This window comes from Nitratidesulfovibrio sp. 1201_IL3209, from assembly GCF_036763125.1.
Taxonomy (GTDB): domain Bacteria; phylum Desulfobacterota; class Desulfovibrionia; order Desulfovibrionales; family Desulfovibrionaceae; genus Cupidesulfovibrio.
On the sequence record NZ_JBAIYT010000004.1, the window covers coordinates 75,034 to 92,748 of the forward strand.

At 70.6% G+C, this 17,715-nt stretch carries 13 protein-coding genes; 8 read left to right on the forward strand and 5 right to left on the reverse strand.

Annotated features, from left to right (window positions below):
• Positions 1–81: 81 nt before the first annotated feature.
• The gene (locus V6B97_RS03910) at positions 82–1,755 is read right to left on the reverse strand and encodes an ATP-binding protein (protein ID WP_333505187.1); all 1,674 of its coding nucleotides are present in this window, start codon (positions 1,753–1,755) and stop codon (positions 82–84) included.
• Positions 1,756–1,922: 167 nt separating this feature from the next.
• Positions 1,923–4,130 (reverse strand): molybdopterin-containing oxidoreductase family protein, encoded by a 2,208-nt coding sequence (locus V6B97_RS03915; protein ID WP_333505188.1) that lies wholly within the window; start codon positions 4,128–4,130, stop codon positions 1,923–1,925.
• Between the two features lie 283 nt (positions 4,131–4,413).
• Here V6B97_RS03915 and V6B97_RS03920 point away from each other — a divergent pair, with 283 nt between their 5' ends.
• The 7 genes from V6B97_RS03920 to V6B97_RS03950 all read left to right on the forward strand — a co-directional run bounded on the left by V6B97_RS03920 (position 4,414) and on the right by V6B97_RS03950 (position 12,542).
• Positions 4,414–5,301 carry a branched-chain amino acid ABC transporter permease gene (locus tag V6B97_RS03920; protein WP_333505189.1) on the forward strand — a complete coding sequence of 296 codons (888 nt, stop codon included), beginning with the start codon at positions 4,414–4,416 and terminating at the stop codon, positions 5,299–5,301.
• Positions 5,298–6,371 carry a branched-chain amino acid ABC transporter permease gene (locus V6B97_RS03925; RefSeq protein WP_333505190.1) on the forward strand — a complete coding sequence of 358 codons (1,074 nt, stop codon included), beginning with the start codon at positions 5,298–5,300 and terminating at the stop codon, positions 6,369–6,371. The genes V6B97_RS03920 and V6B97_RS03925 overlap by 4 nt, the downstream gene beginning before the upstream one ends.
• A complete protein-coding gene (locus tag V6B97_RS03930; RefSeq protein WP_333505192.1) occupies positions 6,368–7,147 on the forward strand; it encodes an ABC transporter ATP-binding protein in 780 nt (259 codons plus the stop codon). Before V6B97_RS03925 ends, V6B97_RS03930 begins: the two co-directional genes overlap by 4 nt.
• A complete protein-coding gene (locus tag V6B97_RS03935; protein WP_333505193.1) occupies positions 7,140–7,922 on the forward strand; it encodes an ABC transporter ATP-binding protein in 783 nt (260 codons plus the stop codon). The genes V6B97_RS03930 and V6B97_RS03935 overlap by 8 nt, the downstream gene beginning before the upstream one ends.
• Entirely contained in the window at positions 7,922–8,710 is a 789-nt protein-coding gene (locus V6B97_RS03940; RefSeq protein ID WP_333505194.1) for a GntR family transcriptional regulator, read from the forward strand. The genes V6B97_RS03935 and V6B97_RS03940 overlap by 1 nt, the downstream gene beginning before the upstream one ends.
• Before the next feature lie 95 nt (positions 8,711–8,805).
• Positions 8,806–10,020, forward strand: a complete 1,215-nt coding sequence (locus V6B97_RS03945; protein WP_333505195.1) for an ABC transporter substrate-binding protein — start codon at positions 8,806–8,808, stop codon at positions 10,018–10,020.
• A gap of 188 nt (positions 10,021–10,208) precedes the next feature.
• Positions 10,209–12,542 carry a PAS domain-containing protein gene (locus V6B97_RS03950; RefSeq protein ID WP_333505196.1) on the forward strand — a complete coding sequence of 778 codons (2,334 nt, stop codon included), beginning with the start codon at positions 10,209–10,211 and terminating at the stop codon, positions 12,540–12,542.
• Here V6B97_RS03950 and V6B97_RS03955 read toward each other — a convergent pair.
• From V6B97_RS03955 to V6B97_RS03965, 3 genes are all read right to left on the reverse strand, one after another.
• Complete coding sequence (locus tag V6B97_RS03955) at positions 12,529–12,888, reverse strand: DMT family protein (RefSeq protein ID WP_333505197.1); 360 nt, start codon at positions 12,886–12,888, stop codon at positions 12,529–12,531. The genes V6B97_RS03950 and V6B97_RS03955 overlap by 14 nt on opposite strands.
• A gap of 247 nt (positions 12,889–13,135) precedes the next feature.
• Positions 13,136–13,588 (reverse strand): hypothetical protein, encoded by a 453-nt coding sequence (locus tag V6B97_RS03960; RefSeq protein WP_333505198.1) that lies wholly within the window; start codon positions 13,586–13,588, stop codon positions 13,136–13,138.
• Between the two features lie 395 nt (positions 13,589–13,983).
• Positions 13,984–14,847: a flagellin N-terminal helical domain-containing protein gene (locus V6B97_RS03965; RefSeq protein WP_333505199.1), complete on the reverse strand. Its 864-nt coding sequence runs from the start codon at positions 14,845–14,847 to the stop codon at positions 13,984–13,986.
• Positions 14,848–15,534: 687 nt separating this feature from the next.
• On the opposite strand from V6B97_RS03965, the gene V6B97_RS03970 reads away from it, so the two are divergent.
• Complete coding sequence (locus tag V6B97_RS03970) at positions 15,535–17,649, forward strand: ribonucleoside triphosphate reductase (protein WP_333505200.1); 2,115 nt, start codon at positions 15,535–15,537, stop codon at positions 17,647–17,649.
• The last annotated feature ends 66 nt before the right edge of the window (positions 17,650–17,715 follow it).

Genomic DNA, 17,715 nt, shown 5'->3' on the forward strand with positions numbered 1-17,715 from the left:
GAAGTGGTGTGGGCGGTCAATTCGGGCGATGGGGACGGCTGCGTGCGCCGGAGGGGGCGCAGGGGCGCGGGCCGCCGGGCGTCATTCCTGCGTCGAGCCGTTGCCGCGCAGCCTGCGCATGACCTGCGAGAGGGCCAGCTTGCGGCTGGTGGGGCCCATGCGGACGTAGAATTCCTCTTCCTTGCCGGTGTGCAGGATGACCGGCTCGACGGCCTTGCCGCATTCCACCAGCAGCAGTTGCCTGCCGTCCAGCACCCGCACGGTGAAGCGCACGTGGGGCTGGTGCTCCACGCCGATGTGCTGGGCCAGCAGCGCGCTGAAGTGGCGCAGCAGGTGGTCGGCGTCCTCGAAGCCGTCGGGCGCAAGGCCCAGCACTTGTCCCTGATCGTCCACGCCCACGGCCAGGGTGCCGCCGTCGGTGTTCAGGAAGGCGGCCACGGTTTTCAGGGCGGCCAGTTCTATCTCCTTGCCGTGCTTGCCGCTGGAAAGGTTGTGGCGCAGGGTGGACTTGAATTCCAGGCGGTCGCTTTCGCCCCCGGCCAGCAGGTCGCGCAGGGCCTCGTCCGACAGGGGGGCTTCGCCGGCGCCGATCGTGCGCCGACGGGCATGCACCCACCACGCGCCCAGCAGCAGCGCCAGCCCGCCGCAGGCCAACAGCAGGGGGATGGTGGCGTCGCGCAGCAGCATGCGCAACAGCAGCCCTTGCGGCATGGCCACCCCGGCGAAGGTGCGGGTGTCGGCGGAGGTCAGGGAAGAAAGGGACGCCTGCCAGAGGGTGCCGTCCACGCGGAAGGAAAACGCGGTGTCGCGCGGCATGTGCGCCTGGCGCCAGGTGTCGAGGGCGACCTTGCGCACCGGGTCGCCGTCGTCGGCCAGGGTCATGGTGTCGTGCGGCCCGCTGTCGACGCCGCGCGGCGAAATCACCAGCACCCGCGTATCGCCGGGCAGGCCCAGGGCGATGGAGGCCAGCAGGCCGTCCAGCCGGAAGCTGTAGCCCATGTAGCGGGGGGACGCGCCGGGCTGCCGGCCGCTCGCGTCGACCACGGCGGTCATGACCATGGCCGGAGCAGTGGCCGGGGCAGTGGCAGGGGCGGGCCCGGCGGTCTCCCCGGCCTGGCCGTCCGGCATGGTCTGTTGTCCCTTGGTGGTGGGCAGGGGGTGGACGTCGGTCCAGGCGGGGGCTACTCGCCGGGCGGGGACCTGTCCGTCCGAAGCGTCGGGCACGCCGCGGGGCGGGTGCGTGGCCGCCATGGCCATGCGCTGGCACAGTTCGCCCATGGCGGGGTCCACCGGCGTGCCGGGGCCGGGCGGGGTGGCGTCGGTGTGGATGCGTTGCCAGCGGGCGGGCTGCGCGCCGTCCGTCCCAACCGGCCCAACCGGGCCGCGCACGTGCAGCAGCATGCCGCCGTTGGCGCGTACGGCCGTGGCCAGCAGGCCCGCGCCGTCGCATACCGTGGCCGCGTCCACGCCGGGGTTGTTGTCCAGCGAGGAAAGCACCAGCTCCCTGGCGTCCGCCGGAGTGGGGCGGTCCGGCGCGGCCGAGGCCAGCAGGTCGCCGGTGAGTTGCAGCGCGGTGATGGCCGGGGCCACGCGCAGCAGCAGCCGTTCGCGCAGGCTTTGCCCCTGCTCCACCACGGTGCGCTCGCTGAATTCGCGGGCGGCCAGCCAGAGCCCCAGCAGCATGAGCAGGGCGGCGGCCGCCACGGCCAGGGTGACGGCGAGGGGAGCGGAGAGCCTGTGGCCGGGCGTGGGCATGGAACGGTCCGTGGGGTGCGCGTTGCGGGGCGGCCGCCAGGGGCGGATTGCCGCCAGTGTAGCGCGGGACGCGCCGCGTGCGCAACGGGCCGCGCCGTTTTCTAACGCCGCGCTGATGCCCCCCGCGCCGCATCACGTCCGCCGTCCGCTCCCGGTGTCCTCGCCCGTCAGGCCCGCTCGATGCGGCACAGCCCGCACTTCAGGGGTTCCGCGCCGCTGTCCGGGTCGAAGTGGTCGTGCCCGTAGAGCAGGTTGGCGCAGCTTTCGCGCCAGCCGTGGTCCGGCCCGGCCCGTTCGGGAAACCACCAGCCATGGTCGGCCTGCACCACGTCGGGCGGCAGGGCGTCGTCGGCGGCGGCCAGAAAGCGCGCCTGCCCGTAGGGAGACACCACGCGCACCGCATCGCCGTCGGCAAGGCCGAGGCGGGCCAGCGCATCGGGGTGCACGGCCACGCGGGGTTCCGGACGCAGGCGGCGCAACGCGTCGATCTGCCGCCCCTCGGAATGGAAGAAGGGCAGCACCTTGCACCCGGACATGAGGATGAAGGGGTACTCGGCCGCCACCTCCGGCGTGGACACGGGCGACAGGGGCGGCTCCACGTACACCGGCAGGGGCGGGCGGCCCGCCCCGGCCATGACCGAACTGCGCAGTTCCACCTTGCCGCTGGGGGTGGGAAAGCCGTCCGTCTCGTGCTTGCGGTAGCGCATGGGGCCGAGCACCAGACCCTTTTCCGCGAAGGCGCGGAAATCCATGCCGGAAGGTTCCAGCAGCCAGGCCAGGTAGGCGTCCCAGTCCGGCCACGGGAAGGCTTCTTCCAGCCCCAGGCGGTGGGCCAGGTCCAGGATCACGGCCCGGTCGTCGCGGACCTCGCCGGAATGCGGGCCGAAGGCCAGCCTGCGCCGGGCCAGCACGCACCACAGCTTGTGGAAGTAGACCACGTCGTCCTGCTCCAGCCAGTGGGCGGCGGGCAGCACCAGGTCGGCCAGCTGGGCCGTGGGCGTCAGGAAGAAGTCGGAGACCACGCTGAATTCCACGTGGTCGCGCAGGGCGGCTTCGATCACGTCGCCCCGGGTGGCGGTGAGCATGGGGTTGGTGCCCACCAGCCACACCGCGCGAGGGCGGTACGGTTCGCCGCTGACGCAGGCTTGCCAGAAGCTGGGCTGGTGGCAGCCCGGCCCGAAGGGAAAGCGCCCCGCGCCGATCATGCGCGCTTTCCGCTCCGGCGACAGCAGGTGCATGCCCAACACCTTCTTGTTTTCCAGCGGGGACTTGCAGCGGATGTCCGGCGGGGGCACCCAGTGGACCATGCCGCCCGGCACGTCGAGGTTGCCGGTGACGGCCATGAGCAGCAGCAGGGCGCGCCCGGTCTGGAAGGCGTTGACGCTGGTGTCGATGCCGTTGCCCCACAGCAGGCAGGCGGGCTTCACCGTGGCCAGCGTGCGGGCGGCGGCGCGGATGTCTTCCGCGGGCACGCGGGTGACGGGCGCTGCCCATTCCGGGGAGAAGGCGCGCACGTGGTCGGCCAGTTCGGCGAAGCCGGTGCAGTGCCGGTCCACGAAGTCCGCGTCGTGCAGCCCTTCGCCGATGATCACGTGCAGCAGGGCCAGCGCCAGCGCGCCTTCCGTGCCGGGGCGCAGTTGCAGGTGGCGAGTGGCCGCGCGGGCGGCGGAAGTGCGGCGCGGGTCGGCCACGATGACCTGTTCCGCCCCGCGCAGGGCGCGGCGCATCATGGCCCCGCACATGCCGTCGGCGGCCCCGGTTTCCATGGCGTTGGCCCCGAACACCAGCACGCACGCGGGCATGGCCCCGCCGTGGCCGTACACGTCGGCCACGGGCAGCCAGCCCATGGTGATGGACGAGGCGATGACGCGCGGCAGGAAACAGTTGTGCCCCGGCGTGACGAAGTTGGGCGAGCCCAGCGCATGGATGAACCGCCCGGTGAATTCGGTGTACGGGCGGCCCGTGCCCTGGCACAGCCCGATGTATTCCGGGCCGGATTCGCGCCGCACCCGGTCGAAGGTGGAGGCCATGAGGGTGAGCGCCGCCTCCCAGCCGATTTCCTTCCACTGGCCCGCGCCGCGCGGCCCGGTGCGCAGCAGGGGACGGCGCACCCTGTCCGGGTGGGCGACCAGTTGCGGCCCCGCCGCCCCCTTGGGACAGATGTAGCCCCGGCTGGTGGGGCTGTCCGGGTCGCCGGTGACGCGCACCGGGTTGCCCGCCTTGTCCAGATGCACCAGCACCTGGCACACCCCGTGGCACCCCCGGCACGAGGTGCGCACCACGCGCCGGGCCAGCCGGAGGGCGGGGCGGGAGGGTGGCCGGGAGGAGGGCTGGCGGGTGGGCCGGGAAGGGGACGGGGGCAGCGGTGACGGCATGGTCGGCTCCTTGGCGGGTGGAACCTTGGGGGAAGGGGGGCACCGGCGACAACGCGGCGGAAGGGCTCCCTGTCGGCTCGGCCGCGCCGCGCGCGGACGGGACCCTGCTTTCTGTGTGTCCACATTGGATTGCCATGTCAATGCGCGGATGGTGCGGCTCCGGATTGACCCTGTTTCGTATTTTGTATACGGTATGCAGCAACAGCCGCGCCCGTGCGCGCGGCCGTTTTTTTAGCTCCGGCCCACGCCGCCTCCCCCTCCCCGTAACCGGACGCATATCTCCATGCCACCAGACGCCATCAACGCCCTCGCGCAGTACACCGCAAGCGGGCTGACCACCGGGTCGGTCTACGCGCTGCTGGCGCTGGGCTACAGCCTGATCTTCAACGCCACGGGCATCGTCAACTTCACCCAGGGCGACTTCCTGAGCCTTGGCGGGCTCGTGCTGTATTCCCTGCTGGCAAGCCAGGGGCTGCCCGTCCTCGCGGCCTTTCCCGCCACCATCGCCGTCGTGGCCCTGGCGGGCGCGCTGGTGGAGCGGGTGTGCCTGCGCCCGGCCCGCAGCCGCCAGATGATCATCCTGATCTTCATCACCATGGCCGCGTCCACGCTCATGCGCGGCCTGATGAAGCAGGGCTGGGGCAAGCTGCCCCTGGCCCTGCCGCCCCTGTCGCCCGACGTGCCCTTCCGCCTGCTGGGCGCGGTGCTGACCCCGCAGAACCTGTGGGTGATGGGCATGACCCTGTGCGGCATCGCGGCGCTGGCGTGGTTCTTCCGCGCCACGGTGACCGGCAAGGCCATGCGCGCTGCGGCGGCGGACCCGCGCACCGCCCGGCTGATGGGGGTGGAGGTGGAACGGCTGACCACGCTGTCCTTCGCCTTTGCCGGTGCGCTGGGCGCCCTTGGGGGCATGCTCATCACGCCCATCACGTCGCTTTCGTACGACATCGGACTGATGCTGGGGTTGAAGGGCTTCGCCGCCGCCGTGCTGGGCGGCTACGGCAGCTTCGCCGGGGCCGTGGCGGGCGGGGTGCTGCTGGGGCTGTTCGAAAGCTACGGCGCTGGCTACGTGACCAGCGCCTACCGCGACGTGCTGGTGTTCGGCCTGCTCATCCTCGTCTTGTTCGTGCGGCCGCAGGGGCTGTTCGGCACCACCGGGAGGCGCGCATGACCTTTCTCGGAACCGGCCCCGCCGCCCACCCCGGCCGCCATCCGCTGCTCACCCCCCCGGCCCGGCGCTTCGCGCGCGGATGGCTGGCCCTGGCCGTGGCCGTGGCCCTGCTGCCGCTGGCCCTGCGGTCGGGCTACCAGTTCACCGTGCTCAACGTGGTGGCGGTGAACCTCATCGTGGTCACCGGGCTCAACCTGTTGATGGGCTATGCCGGGCAGATCAGCTACGGCCATGCCGCGTTCTTCGGCATGGGGGCCTACGGCAGCGCCATCCTTTCCGCAGCCCACGGGGTGGACCCGTGGCTGGCCATGGGCGTTTCCGCCTGCGGGGTGGCCGTGGCCGCCGCCGTGGTGGGCGTGCCCACCCTGCGCCTGAAGGGCAACTATCTGGTCATGGCCACGCTGGGCTTCAACCTTATCGTGGACGTGATCCTGGTGCAGTGGAGCGAGGTCACCGGCGGCTCCAGCGGCTTCGTGGGCGTGCCGCCGTTGGCCGTGGCGGGCATTTCGTTCGACACCGACCGCTCGTTCTACTGGCTGGCCTGGGGCGTGGCGCTGCTGCTGCTCATCCCCGCGCGCAACCTTGTCCATTCGCCGGTGGGCCGCGCCCTGCGGGCCATCCACGATTCCGAGCCGGGGGCGGAAGCCTGCGGCGTGCCCACGGCCAGCTACAAGGTGCAGGTGTTCGTGCTGTCCGCCGTGTTCGCCTCGCTGGCCGGGTCGCTGCACGCGCACTACCTGGGCATCGTGGCGCCCAAGACCTTCGACATCTTCAAGTCCGTGGAGTTCGTGACCATGTGCCTCATCGGCGGCATGGGCTCGCTGTGGGGCGGGCTGGCCGGGGCGCTTCTGCTCACGGTGCTGCCCCAGATGCTGGGCGTGTTCGAGGAGCACCACGACCTCATCTTCGGCGCGCTGCTGCTGTTCATGCTCATCTTCATGCCGCGCGGGGTTTCCCCGTGGCTGCGGGACATGCTGAAAAAGGGCGCGGGGGGCGGCAAGCGGCCCGGTGCGCCGCCCAATACGTCCGATGCACCGGGCGCGCCCCGGAACGGGGAGGCCCGGCCGTGAGCCTGCTGGAGGTACGCGACCTTTCCGTGGCCTTCGGCGGCATCCGCGCGCTGGACACGGCCAGTTTCACGGCGGAAGCCGGGGCCATCACCGCGCTCATCGGCCCCAACGGCGCGGGCAAGACCACTCTGGTCAACTGCGTGACCGGCATGGTGCGCCCCGGTTCCGGCCGGGTGGCCTTCGACGGGCGGGACATCACCGGCATGGCCGCCCACCGTCTGCCGCGCCTGGGGCTTGCGCGCACCTTCCAGCATTTGCGGGTGTTCGGTTCCATGAGCCTGCTGGAAAACGTCATGGTGGGGCTGCACGGCCACGTGCGCACCGGCATGCTGTCCAGCATGCTGCGCCTGCCCGGGGTGCGCCGCACCGAGCGGGCCATGCGCGACGCGGCCATGCAGGCGCTGGATTTCACCGGCCTTTCCGGCCGGGCCGACGAACCCGCCGGGCTGCTGCCCTACGGCGACCAGAAGCGGCTGGTGCTGGCCCGCGCCCTGGTGGGCGGCCCGCGCATGATCCTGCTGGACGAGCCGGTGGCGGGTCTGAATCCGGCGGAAACCCACGAGATGGGCGGCCTGATCCTTGCCCTGCGCGCACGCGGGGTGGCGGTGCTGCTCATCGAGCACGACATGTCGCTGGTCATGCGCGTGAGCGACGCCGTGGTGGTGCTGTGCTCCGGCGCCAAGATCGCCGAGGGCGCGCCCGACGCGGTGAAACGCAACCCGGAAGTGGTCAACGCCTACCTTGGCGGGGGCGAGGAGTTCGGCCTGCATGCTTGAGTTGCGCGACGTTTCCTTTTCCTACGGCGGCGCGAAGGTGTTGTTCGACGTGTCCCTTTCCGTGGGCGCGGGCGAGGCGGTGTGCCTGCTGGGCATGAACGGCGCGGGCAAGACCACGCTGCTCTCGCTGGTCAGCGGCCTGGCCCGGCCCGCGTCGGGGTCCATCCTGCTGGACGGCGCGCCGCTGCCTGCCCGTCCGGCGGACATCGTGGCCGCCGGGGTGGTGCAGGTGCCCGAGGGGCGGCGGGTGTTCACCCAGCTTTCGGTGCGCGAAAACCTGGAAATGGGCGCCTACCTGCGCCTGAAGAAGGGCGGCCGCGCCGGGCGCGCCGCCGTGGCCGACGACCTGGCCCGCATGCTGGACCTGTTTCCGGTGCTGGGCGAGCGCATCGGCCAGCCCGCGGGCAATCTTTCCGGCGGCGAGCAGCAGATGCTGGCCATGGGCCGCGCCCTGATGGCCCGGCCGCGCCTGCTGCTGCTGGACGAGCCCAGCCTGGGCCTTGCGCCCAAGGTCACAGCGGCCATCTTCCGGGTGGTGCGCGACCTGCCGTCCATGGGCTGCTCGGTGCTGCTGGTGGAGCAGAACGCGCTGGGCGCGCTGGCCATCTGCGACCGGGGGTACATCATCACCAGCGGGCAGATCCGGTTTTCCGGCACTTCCGCCGAGATACTTTCCGACGAACTGCTGCGCGAGGCGTTCCTTGGCCCGGTCAACGGGGAGGCAGGGACACCGGCCGGGATGGCGGACGGCAGCGTCATGCAGGAGGGCAACTGATGGCGAGACTGGTCAAGCAGTCGCTGGGGCAGGAAGTGACGCGCATGCTCAAGCGCATGATCATCGACGGCGAACTGGAGCCCGGCCAGCGGCTGGTGGAAGACCGCCTGGCGGCGGAACTGGGCATCAGCCGCACCCCCCTGCGCGAGGCCCTGCACCGGCTGGAGCAGGAGGGCTTGTTGCAGAAGCGCTCTGCCGGGGGCTACGTGCTGCGTCCCTTCGACGCGGAAGAGGTGGAAGAGGCGGTGCAGGTGCGCGCCCTGCTGGAATCGCGCGTGGCCGCGCTGGCCGCGCGCCGGGCCGGGCCGGAACAGGTGGAAGCCCTGCGCGCCAATCTTGCCGCCTTTCGCGCGGCGGCGGCCGGGGGCGACGTGGCCCGGCTGGCCGAGCTGAACGCCGAATTCCATCTGCTGCTGCGGGCTGCGGGCGGCTCCATGCTGCTGGCCCGCCTGCTGGACGAGATCGAAGGGGTGGTGGAGCGCATCATCCGCGCGCTGGTGCCCCTGCGCGAAGCCGGGGAATGGTCGGACCACGACCACGCCCGCATCGTGACCGCCATCGAGGCGGGCGACGCCGCTGGAGCCGCCGAGGCCATGCGCGCCCACGTGCTGCACGGCGGCGAGGCGGTGCTGGACACCCTGCGTCAGCCTGAGGGCGGGGCGGATGGTAGGGCCGATGGCGGGGCGGACGGCGGGGCGGATGCCGCGCCCGGTATCGCCCCCGGTATCGCCCCCGATATCGCCCCGGTCCGGTCCCCTGCGGGCAAGGCCGCCCCGAAGAAGCAATGATTCCCTTCGCGCCGCCGGGGCTCCGTGATCCCGGCACGGCGCGCAACCATGCACCCGTGCGCCGCCCCATACGTCGCATGGGAGAGGAGATTCGCATGACCTTCGCACGCATGTTCCGCGCGGCGCGCCGCCTGGGCGTGGCCGCCCTGCCCCCTCTCGCGCTGTCTCTTGCCGCGCTGTCCGCCGCCGTCGCGCAGGCGGCGGAGCCGGTGAAGATCGGCGCGTTCTTCGCCCTGTCCGGCCCCACCGCGCCCGTGGGCGCCCCCACCAAGCTGGTGGCCCAGATGTTCGTGGACAAGGTGAACAAGGAAGGCGGCATCAACGGTCGGCCCATCGAACTGGTGCTGGGCGACACCGAGGGCGACCCCACCAAGGCGGTGCTGACCTTCAAGCGTTTCGTCAGCGAGGAGAAGGTGGTGGCCGTCATCGGGCCCACCCGCACCGACGAGGGCATGGCCGTGAAGCGCCAGATCGAGTCCGCCGGCATTCCCACGGTGATGACCGTGGGCGGCGACCCGGTGATCATGGAAGGCAAGGTGGGCAACATGGACTTCGGCAGCGCCCGCCACGTCTTCAAGTCGCCCCAGCGGTCGTCCACGGCGGTGCGCAAGGTGCTGGGCCACCTGAAGAAGCATGACCTGACCAAGGTGGCCCTGCTGCTTTCGGGCGACAACTTCGGGCAGGACGGCGAGCGCTGGCTGCGTTCGCTGGCCCCGGAATACGGCATCGAGATCGTGGGCGCCGAGCAGTTCAAGCCCACCGACGTGGACATGAAGACCCAGCTCACCGCGCTGGCGGGCAAGGGGCCGCAGGCGGTGATCTGCTGGACCATCGGCCCCGCCGGGTCCATCGTGTCCAAGAACCACCACGCCCTGGGGCTGACCATGCCCCTGCTGCAATGCCATGGCCTGCCCGACCCGGCCTACATCAGGCTGGCGGGAGAGGCGGCCGAAGGCGACCTGATGCCCGCCACCAAGCTGATGACCTGGGAAGCCCTGCCCGACAGCGACCCGCAGAAGAAGGTCATCGCCGAATTCGTGCGCCTGTACCGCGACGAGTACAAGTACGACGCGCAATACCCCCTCAACACCCACTCCGGCTACGCCTGGGACGCCCTGTTGCTGCTGGTGGAGGCCATGCGCACGGTGGGCACGGAACCGGCAAAGGTGCGCGACGCGCTGGAGGCCACCAGGGGCCTGGTGGGCGTGAGCGGCGTGTTCAACCTGGGGCCGCAGGACCACAACGGACTGGGCGAGGATTCCATGGTCATGTTGCAGGTGAAGGGTGGCAAATTCGTGATGGTCGAATAGGCGTCGCCCGGAACAACGCGATACCATGGCGCGCGGGGGAGGGACCTTTCCCGCGCGCCCTGCGTTCCGGGGTGTCCCGCCCCGCCCGGCCCGCATCCGGCGCCTGCCCGCGCCAGGCGCCATTCTAACGGGTTTGCGCATCTTCCCCGGAAAGGTCATGGAATACGGGAGCAGAGGGAGGGCGGCACATGGCGCATGGCAACAGGCGGCAGGCACCCGGCACGTCCGGGATCGGCAGCGGCGGGGGACGGAAGTCCCGGCGCGCCCCCTCGCCTGTTCCCGGCGGCCCTTCCACGACCCGCTCCTGCGGCCTTCCCGCGTCCCTGTCTCCCGGCGTGTCGCTGTACGAACAACTGTTCCGGCACCATTCGGCGGTGATGCTGCTGGTGGACGCGGAAACGGGCTGCATCATCGAGGCCAACCCGGCGGCGTCCGCCTTCTACGGCTACCCGGACGGGGCGCTGTGCGGCATGACCATTCACGCCATCAGCACGCTGCCCGGCGACGAGCAGGCCCGGCGGCTGGCCGACCTGCGCGCGGGGCGGCTGACGCGCTTCGTCTCGCGCCACCGGCTGGCTTCGGGCGAGGTGCGCGAGATCGAGGCCCATGCCGTGCCGGTGCGGCTGTTCGAACGCGTCCTGCTGTACACCATCATCCACGACATCACCGACCGCACCCGGGCCGAGGAAGCCCTGCGCCGCAGCGAACAGCACCTGGAAATGGTCATGGACGGCGCGGGCATCGGCAGCTTCAACTGGCACGCGGTCACCGACGAGGTGGGCTGCGACACCCGCTGGGGCGAAGTGCTGGGCCTTGGCCGGGTGGAGTGCGCCCCCATGATGGAGTCGTGGCGGGCCCTGGTCCACCCGGACGACCTGCCGGGGCTGGAACGGTCGCGGCGGCGGCATCTTTCCGGGTTCTCGCCCCGGTACGAGACGGAGTACCGCGTGCGGGGCGCGGACGGCGCGTGGCGCTGGATCCAGGAGACCGGCAGGGTGGTGGAACGCGCCGGTGACGGCCTGCCCCTGCGGGTGGCGGGCATCGTGCGCGACGTGTCCGCCCGCAGGCGCGCCGAGGAGGACCGGCGGCGGCTGTTCAGCCTGTCGCCCGACCTGATGTGCGTGGGCGGCATGGACGGCTACCTCCGCGAGATGAACCCCGCGTGGCAGGACGTGCTGGGCTGGTCCAAGGAGGAATTGCTGGACCGCCCGTGGGTGTCGCTGGTGCACCCCGAGGACCGGGCCGCCACCATGCAGGGGATGGACCTGCTGCGCGAGCGCGGCGTGATCACCAACGCGGAGAACCGCTACCTGTGCCGCGACGGCTCGTGGCGCTGGATAGCCTGGAATTTCGCGTTCGTGCCCGAACAGGGGCTGATCTACGGCGTGGGGCGCGACGTCACCGCCCCCCGGCGCATGGTGGAGGAACTGCGCGCCAGCGAAACGCGCCTGCGGGCCCTGGCGGCCACGGTGCCGGGGGTGGTGCTGCAATGGCGCGAGGCGCCCGGCGACCGGCGCTTCACCTACGTCAGCCCGCGCAGCCGCGAGACATTGGGCCTTGACCCCGAACTGCTGCTGCGGGACTGGCGGACCCTGCCGGTGCACCCGGCGGACCGCACGGTGTGGGAACTTTCGCTGCGCGACGCGGCGGAGCGGCGCGGGGACTGGATGTTCGAAGGGCGGCTGGTGCTGCCCGGCGGCGAGGTGCGCTGGTGGCGGGGCGAGGCCAGGCCCGTGCACGCCGACGGGCCGGACGGCCTGCCCGACCGCCGCGCCGGGGCGTTCGCCGGGTGCCCCGATCTGCCCGCCGGAGGCCCGGAACTGCCCGCCGGATGCTCGGAACTGCCCGACGGGTGCGTCGACGGGCCGGGCATCGTCTATTGCGGCATCATCACCGACACCACCGAACACCGCGAGGCGCAGGAACGGCTGCGCCAACTGGCCACCACCGACGGGCTGACCGGGCTGGCCAACCGCAGGCGGTTCCTGGAGGCGCTGGAGCACGAGGTGCAGCGCCACCGCCGCTACGGCACCCCGCTGGCCCTGGTCTCCATCGACGTGGACCGCTTCAAGCGGGTCAACGACACCTGGGGACACGCCGTGGGCGACGAGGTGCTGTGCGCCCTGGCCGCCATCTGTCGGGCAGAGGTGCGCGACGTGGACACCGTGGGGCGCATCGGCGGCGAGGAATTCGCCGTGCTGCTGCCGGACACCGCCCCGGAAGAGGCCATGGCCGTGGCGGAACGGCTGCGGGTGTCCGTGCAGGCCGCGCCGCTGCTGACCGCCGCCGGGCCGCTTTCCGTCACCCTGAGCCTGGGCGTGGCCGCAACCCCGCCCTGTGATGGGGCCGACGAACTGCTGCGCGAGGCGGACAGGGCGCTCTACCGGGCCAAGGCGGGCGGCCGCAACCGGGTGGAGTGGGCCGCCGAGCCGTCAGGCGACCTGCCCGGTGGCCTGTCCGGTGAGCTGTCGGGCGCCCGCGAAACGGGCGACGCCGCCGATTCCCTGCTCACCATTCCTTGAAGATGAAGAACGTGGCCAGCACGATCATCCCGAACCCCACAAGATAGTTCCACTTCATCGGCTCGCCCAGGTAGAGCACCGAGAAGACCATGAACACGGAGAGCGAGATGACCTCCTGGATGGTCTTCAGTTCCGCCGCGTTGAAATGGCCGTATCCGGCGCGGTTGGCGGGCACTTGCAGGCAGTATTCGAAGAAGGCGATGCCCCAGCTCGCCATGATGGCCACCATGAGCGGCGTGGCCCTGAACTTCAGGTGGCCGTACCATGCAAAGGTCATGAACACGTTGGAGAGCAGCAGCAGGCCGACGGTGACCACCGGCACGGGCAGCGCGAAGGGCGCGGGCATGGGAAGGCTCCGGTTGGAGGTGCGCGGGGGCGCGCCCCGCATGGCCGCCGCCTTTTCGCATGGTGCGCGGCGGCTGGCAAGACGTCCGCCAGGGGGCGTGGCGGCGGGGGATGCGCGGGACCGGGCCGGGGGACGCGACGGGGGCGGCCCGGGGATCATGCAACGATGCGGGGCCGCCGACCGGTGAAGGTCGGCGGCCCCTGTCCGTCGTCAACATGTGCCGTTCAGGGAACGGCACGTCCGGGCGCTATTGGGCGGCAGCGGGCGGCACGGGACGGTCGTTGCCGCGATCGTCCCTGTGGGCGTCGGGGCGATTGTCGGGGCCGTCCTTGCGGTCGTCACGCCGGTCACGTTGATCACGCTGATCGTGGCGGTCGTCCTTGCGGCCGTCATGCTGGCCGCGCCGGTCGTCCTTGCGTTCCATGCGGTCATCCCGGCGGCCGTCCTTGCGCTCCATGTGCTGGTCGCGCCGATCATCCCGACGGTCGTCACGGTGATCCTTGCGGTCGTCCTTGCGTTCCATGCGTTGGTCCTGCCGGTTGTCCGGCCCGTGGTTCCGCCGGTCGTCCTTGTGTTCCTTGCGCAGGTCGGGGCGGCCGTCGGGGGGCGTGGCGTCGTCCGCCAACGCGGGAAGGGCGGGCAGGGCAACGGCGGCGGCAAGGGCAAGCGAGGCGAACAGGGAGGTCGTTTTCTTCAGCATGTCGGTCTCCTTCATGAAAACCGTGGGTACGCCGCGGACAGGGCGGCTGGAGTCGGTGAACATGCGGTCCCGCGTGGTTCCGGCAGTGGCCGGGATCCGCGACGGGGCCGCACGTGCCGGACATACCGGCACTCGAGGCGCATATCGCGCCGAAGCCGTGCGAAGTCAACGGCGGCGGCCCACAAGTTACATTTCGTAACATCATGTAGCGCGGCGATAACGGAACGGTGGGGGCTGCCTAGGATATCAAGGCGGTTCGCAAGGAGTGGCGCGGGCCGGGAGGCCGGGGAGTCTCCGGCCATGTTGCGGGCGAGAGTGGCGCTGCCGATGACGGGAGGGCGATGGCGCCGGGCCGCCTGCCCGAGAAGGACGCGGCAATCCGGGGAGCGTGCGGCTCAGGCCTCCTTGTCGGTGATGGTGCCGGTTTCGCGCAGCAGGAGGTCCAGCACCAGTTCTTCCAGCGAGCGGTTTTCGTTGGCCTTGGCGCGGGTGGCGGCGGCGGTGTCCATGATGTCGGCCTGGGCCGCCAGCGCCGCGGCCTGGCTGTCCAGGTTGGTGGAGCGCGCGGCGTAGTTGGCGGCCACCGTGCCCACGGTGGTGATGTGCCCGGACAGGGTGGTGACCATGGCGGCGGCCTTGCCCACGGTGTCGATCTGGGTGCTGGCGAAGGCGTTCTTGAACGACGAGAAGTCGTACAGGGCCAGGGTGAAGCTGCCGGTGCCGGACTGGATCGCGATGTTGCCCGAACCGCCGGCCGCGGTGACCCGGTCGTCGGAGGCCCAGGCCGAACCGTCCAGCAGCGCGATGCCGTTGTACGAGGTGGAGGCCACGGTCTGGGTGATCTGCGAGGCCAGCGAATTGTATTCCGCCTGTACGGCGGCGTAGGTCATGGTGCCGGTGGCCACGCCGTTGGCCAGTTCCTTCATGCGGGCGAGGGAGGTGTTGATCGTCGCGGCGGCCGAATTGGCCAGGTCCACGATGGACTTGGCCTCGGACACGTTGTTCGATGCCTGGCGCAGCATGGCCGCGTCGGAGCGCAACCGCCCGGTGAGCGCGGCGGCGGTGGGATCCGTAACCTTCCGCGATTGGTTTTCAGTCAGCAGCATGTCGCGCAGCGACCTGCCGACGGACCCGCCCATGAACAGCGAGTTGGTCAGCATGTCCTGCTGCAAGAGTTGCAGCGAATATTCCACCAGCATGGTGTTCAGCGACTTGTGGGCCACGTCCGCTCCCCGGCGGGTGGAAGCACCACGCCTCATGACGCCTATCGGCGGATTCCGCGTGGGCTTTAGGGTTGGTTCCGGGCTGGTCGCCGTTTCGTGCGGGGGCGCACCCCGTGGCGGGCAGGCCGGGTTGGGCGGGGCGCGCACCCCGGCGGGGAGCTTTTTTTCCGCCTAGGGCGGCAAGGGCTGCGGGCCATGTGGGGGCCGCTTTGGACCACCGGCGGCGCGTTCGGCTGTTGAACCCGGCACCCGGTTTTGCTACATGCTGAAGGCATTGGCGACGCGCGCCGCAGGGCCGCGCCGCCCCGCAAAAAACAGTCACGAAGATTTTCAAGGATCTCCGGCAAAGGGAATCCGGTGCGAAACCGGAGCGGTCCCGCCGCTGTGATCCCCGCGCGCCTGGCGCGCAACGTCCGCCCACGGGGCCGGGCGCGCGAACCCCGCCGTTCGCCGCCCCGCCGCCGCAGCGCCACTGGCACCGGGTTCCGCCCGCGCCGGGAAGGCGGGCCGGACGGGGGAGAGCCAGAAGACCTGGCCGGAGCGCTTCTTGCCGCCACGGGCACGCGGATGCCCGGAACGGACTCAAGAAGATTCACGGAACACGCCGCGCGCCGGGGGACGTTACCGACGTACCCCCGCGACGCGCCCGACCACGGGCGGCCCGCCGCCGTGCGCCATTGGCGCGCGGAAATCCGTCGGCCCGCCGTCCGGGAGCCATTGCCCATGCCCCAACATATTCGCAAGCGCGACGGCCGCGTGGAAACCTGGTCCGTGGACCGGGTGGGCCACGCCATCAACAAGGCCCTGAAAGCCAGCGGCATCAAGGACCCCCTGCTGGGCAAGCGCCTGGCGCAGCGGGTGGAGGCCAAGCTCGACGGCGTGGACATGCCCGAGCAGGAGCAGGTGCAGGACCTGGTCCAGCGCGTGCTGATGGAAGCCCGCCTGTACGCCGTGGCCGAGCGGTACATCATCTACCGCGAAAAGCGCCGCGAACTGCGCAGCCAGAACGAGGCCTACCTGGACGTGGCCCGGATGATCGAAAGCTACCTCGACCGGTCCGACTGGCGCGTCAACGAAAACTCCAACATGGGCCATTCGTTCCAGGGGCTCATCCTGCACATGGCCGGGTCGGTGCAGGCGCGCTACGTGCTGGAAAAGTACCCCGAGGAAATCCGCCTGGCCCACACCCACGGCTATTTCCACGTGCACGACCTGTCCTTCGGCCTGGCCGGGTACTGCGCGGGCTGGAGCCTGCGCGACCTCTTGCTGGAAGGCTTCAACCTCAAGGGGCGCTGCTGCGCGTCCCCGGCGCGCCACTTCGACGCGGCCTGCGGGCAGATCGTCAACTTCCTGGGCACGTTGCAGAACGAATGGGCGGGCGCGCAGGCCTTCAACAACATCGACACCTACCTCGCCCCGTTCATCCGCCACGACAAGCTGAGCTACGACGAGGTCAAGCAGGGCGTGCAGAAGCTGGTGTACAACCTGAACACCACCTCGCGCTGGGGCGGCCAGAGCCCGTTCACCAACTTCACCCTGGACATGGCCCCGCCCAGGCATATCGCCAACGAGCCGGTGATCATCGGCGGCGAATACCAGGACTCCACTTACGGCGAGTACGCGGCCGAGATGGACATGTTCAACCGGGCCTTCATCGAGGTGATGCTGGAAGGCGACGCCGACGGGCGCATCTTCTCCTTCCCCATCCCCACCTACAACGTCACCCCCGACTTTCCGTGGGACACCGACACCGGCAGGATGCTGCTGCGCATGACGGCCAAGTACGGCGCGCCCTACTTCCAGAATTTCATCAACTCGGACCTCAACCCCGAGGATGTGCGCTCCATGTGCTGCCGCCTGCAGATGGACCTGCGCGAAATCCGCAAGCGCACCGGCGGCCTGTTCGGCTCGGGCGACCTTACCGGCTCCATCGGCGTGGTCACCCTGAACCTGCCGAAGTTCGCGTACCTGGCCCAGGGCGAGGAAGACTTCCTGGACATGATCACCGAGTACGCGGAAATGGCCCGCGACGCGCTGGAATTCAAGCGCAAGCTGTGCACCCAGATGCTGGAGGCGGGCATGTTCCCGTTCTCGCGCCGCTACCTCAAGAACGGCTACGCGGGGCACTTCTCCACCATCGGGCTCATCGGCGGGCACGAGGCGTGCCTGAACCTGCTGGGCAAGGGCATCGAGACCGAGGCCGGGCTGCGCCTGATGAAGCGCGTGCTGCATCACCTGCGCGAACTGACCGTGCGCTTCCAGGAAGAGACCGGGCACATGTACAACCTTGAAGCCACGCCCGGCGAAGGCACCTGCTACCGCCTTGCGCGCATCGACCGCGCCCTGTACGAAGACATCATGACCTCGGGCGGGGACACCCCCTATTACACCAACTCCACCCTGTTGCCCGTGGGCTTCACCGAGGACGTGTTCGCCGCGCTGGAGCACCAGAACGAGTTGCAGACCCTGTACAACGGCGGCACGGTGTTCCACTCCTTCCTCGGCGAGGCCGCGCCCGACGAGGCCTCGGTGAAGAACTACCTGCTCAAGGCCATGCAGAAGACGCGCATCCCGTACATCTCGGTCACGCCCACCTTCTCGGTGTGCCAGACCCACGGCTACCTGCGCGGTGAACACCTGAACTGCCCCGAGTGCGGGGAAGAGGCGGAAGTGTACACCCGCGTGGTGGGCTACTACCGTCCGGTGAGCCGCTGGAACCTGGGCAAGCAGCAGGAATACAGGGAGCGGGTGGAATACGGCATGGGCTCGTTCTGCGATTGCGGCGCGCCCGCGACCGAAGCGGATACCAGGCTGCCCGAGCCCGCCACCGTGGAGTAGCAAACGACGACCAGCGCCGCGCGGCGTCCCGTTCACGCGGGGGCCGCGCGGCCCGCAACCGGCCCC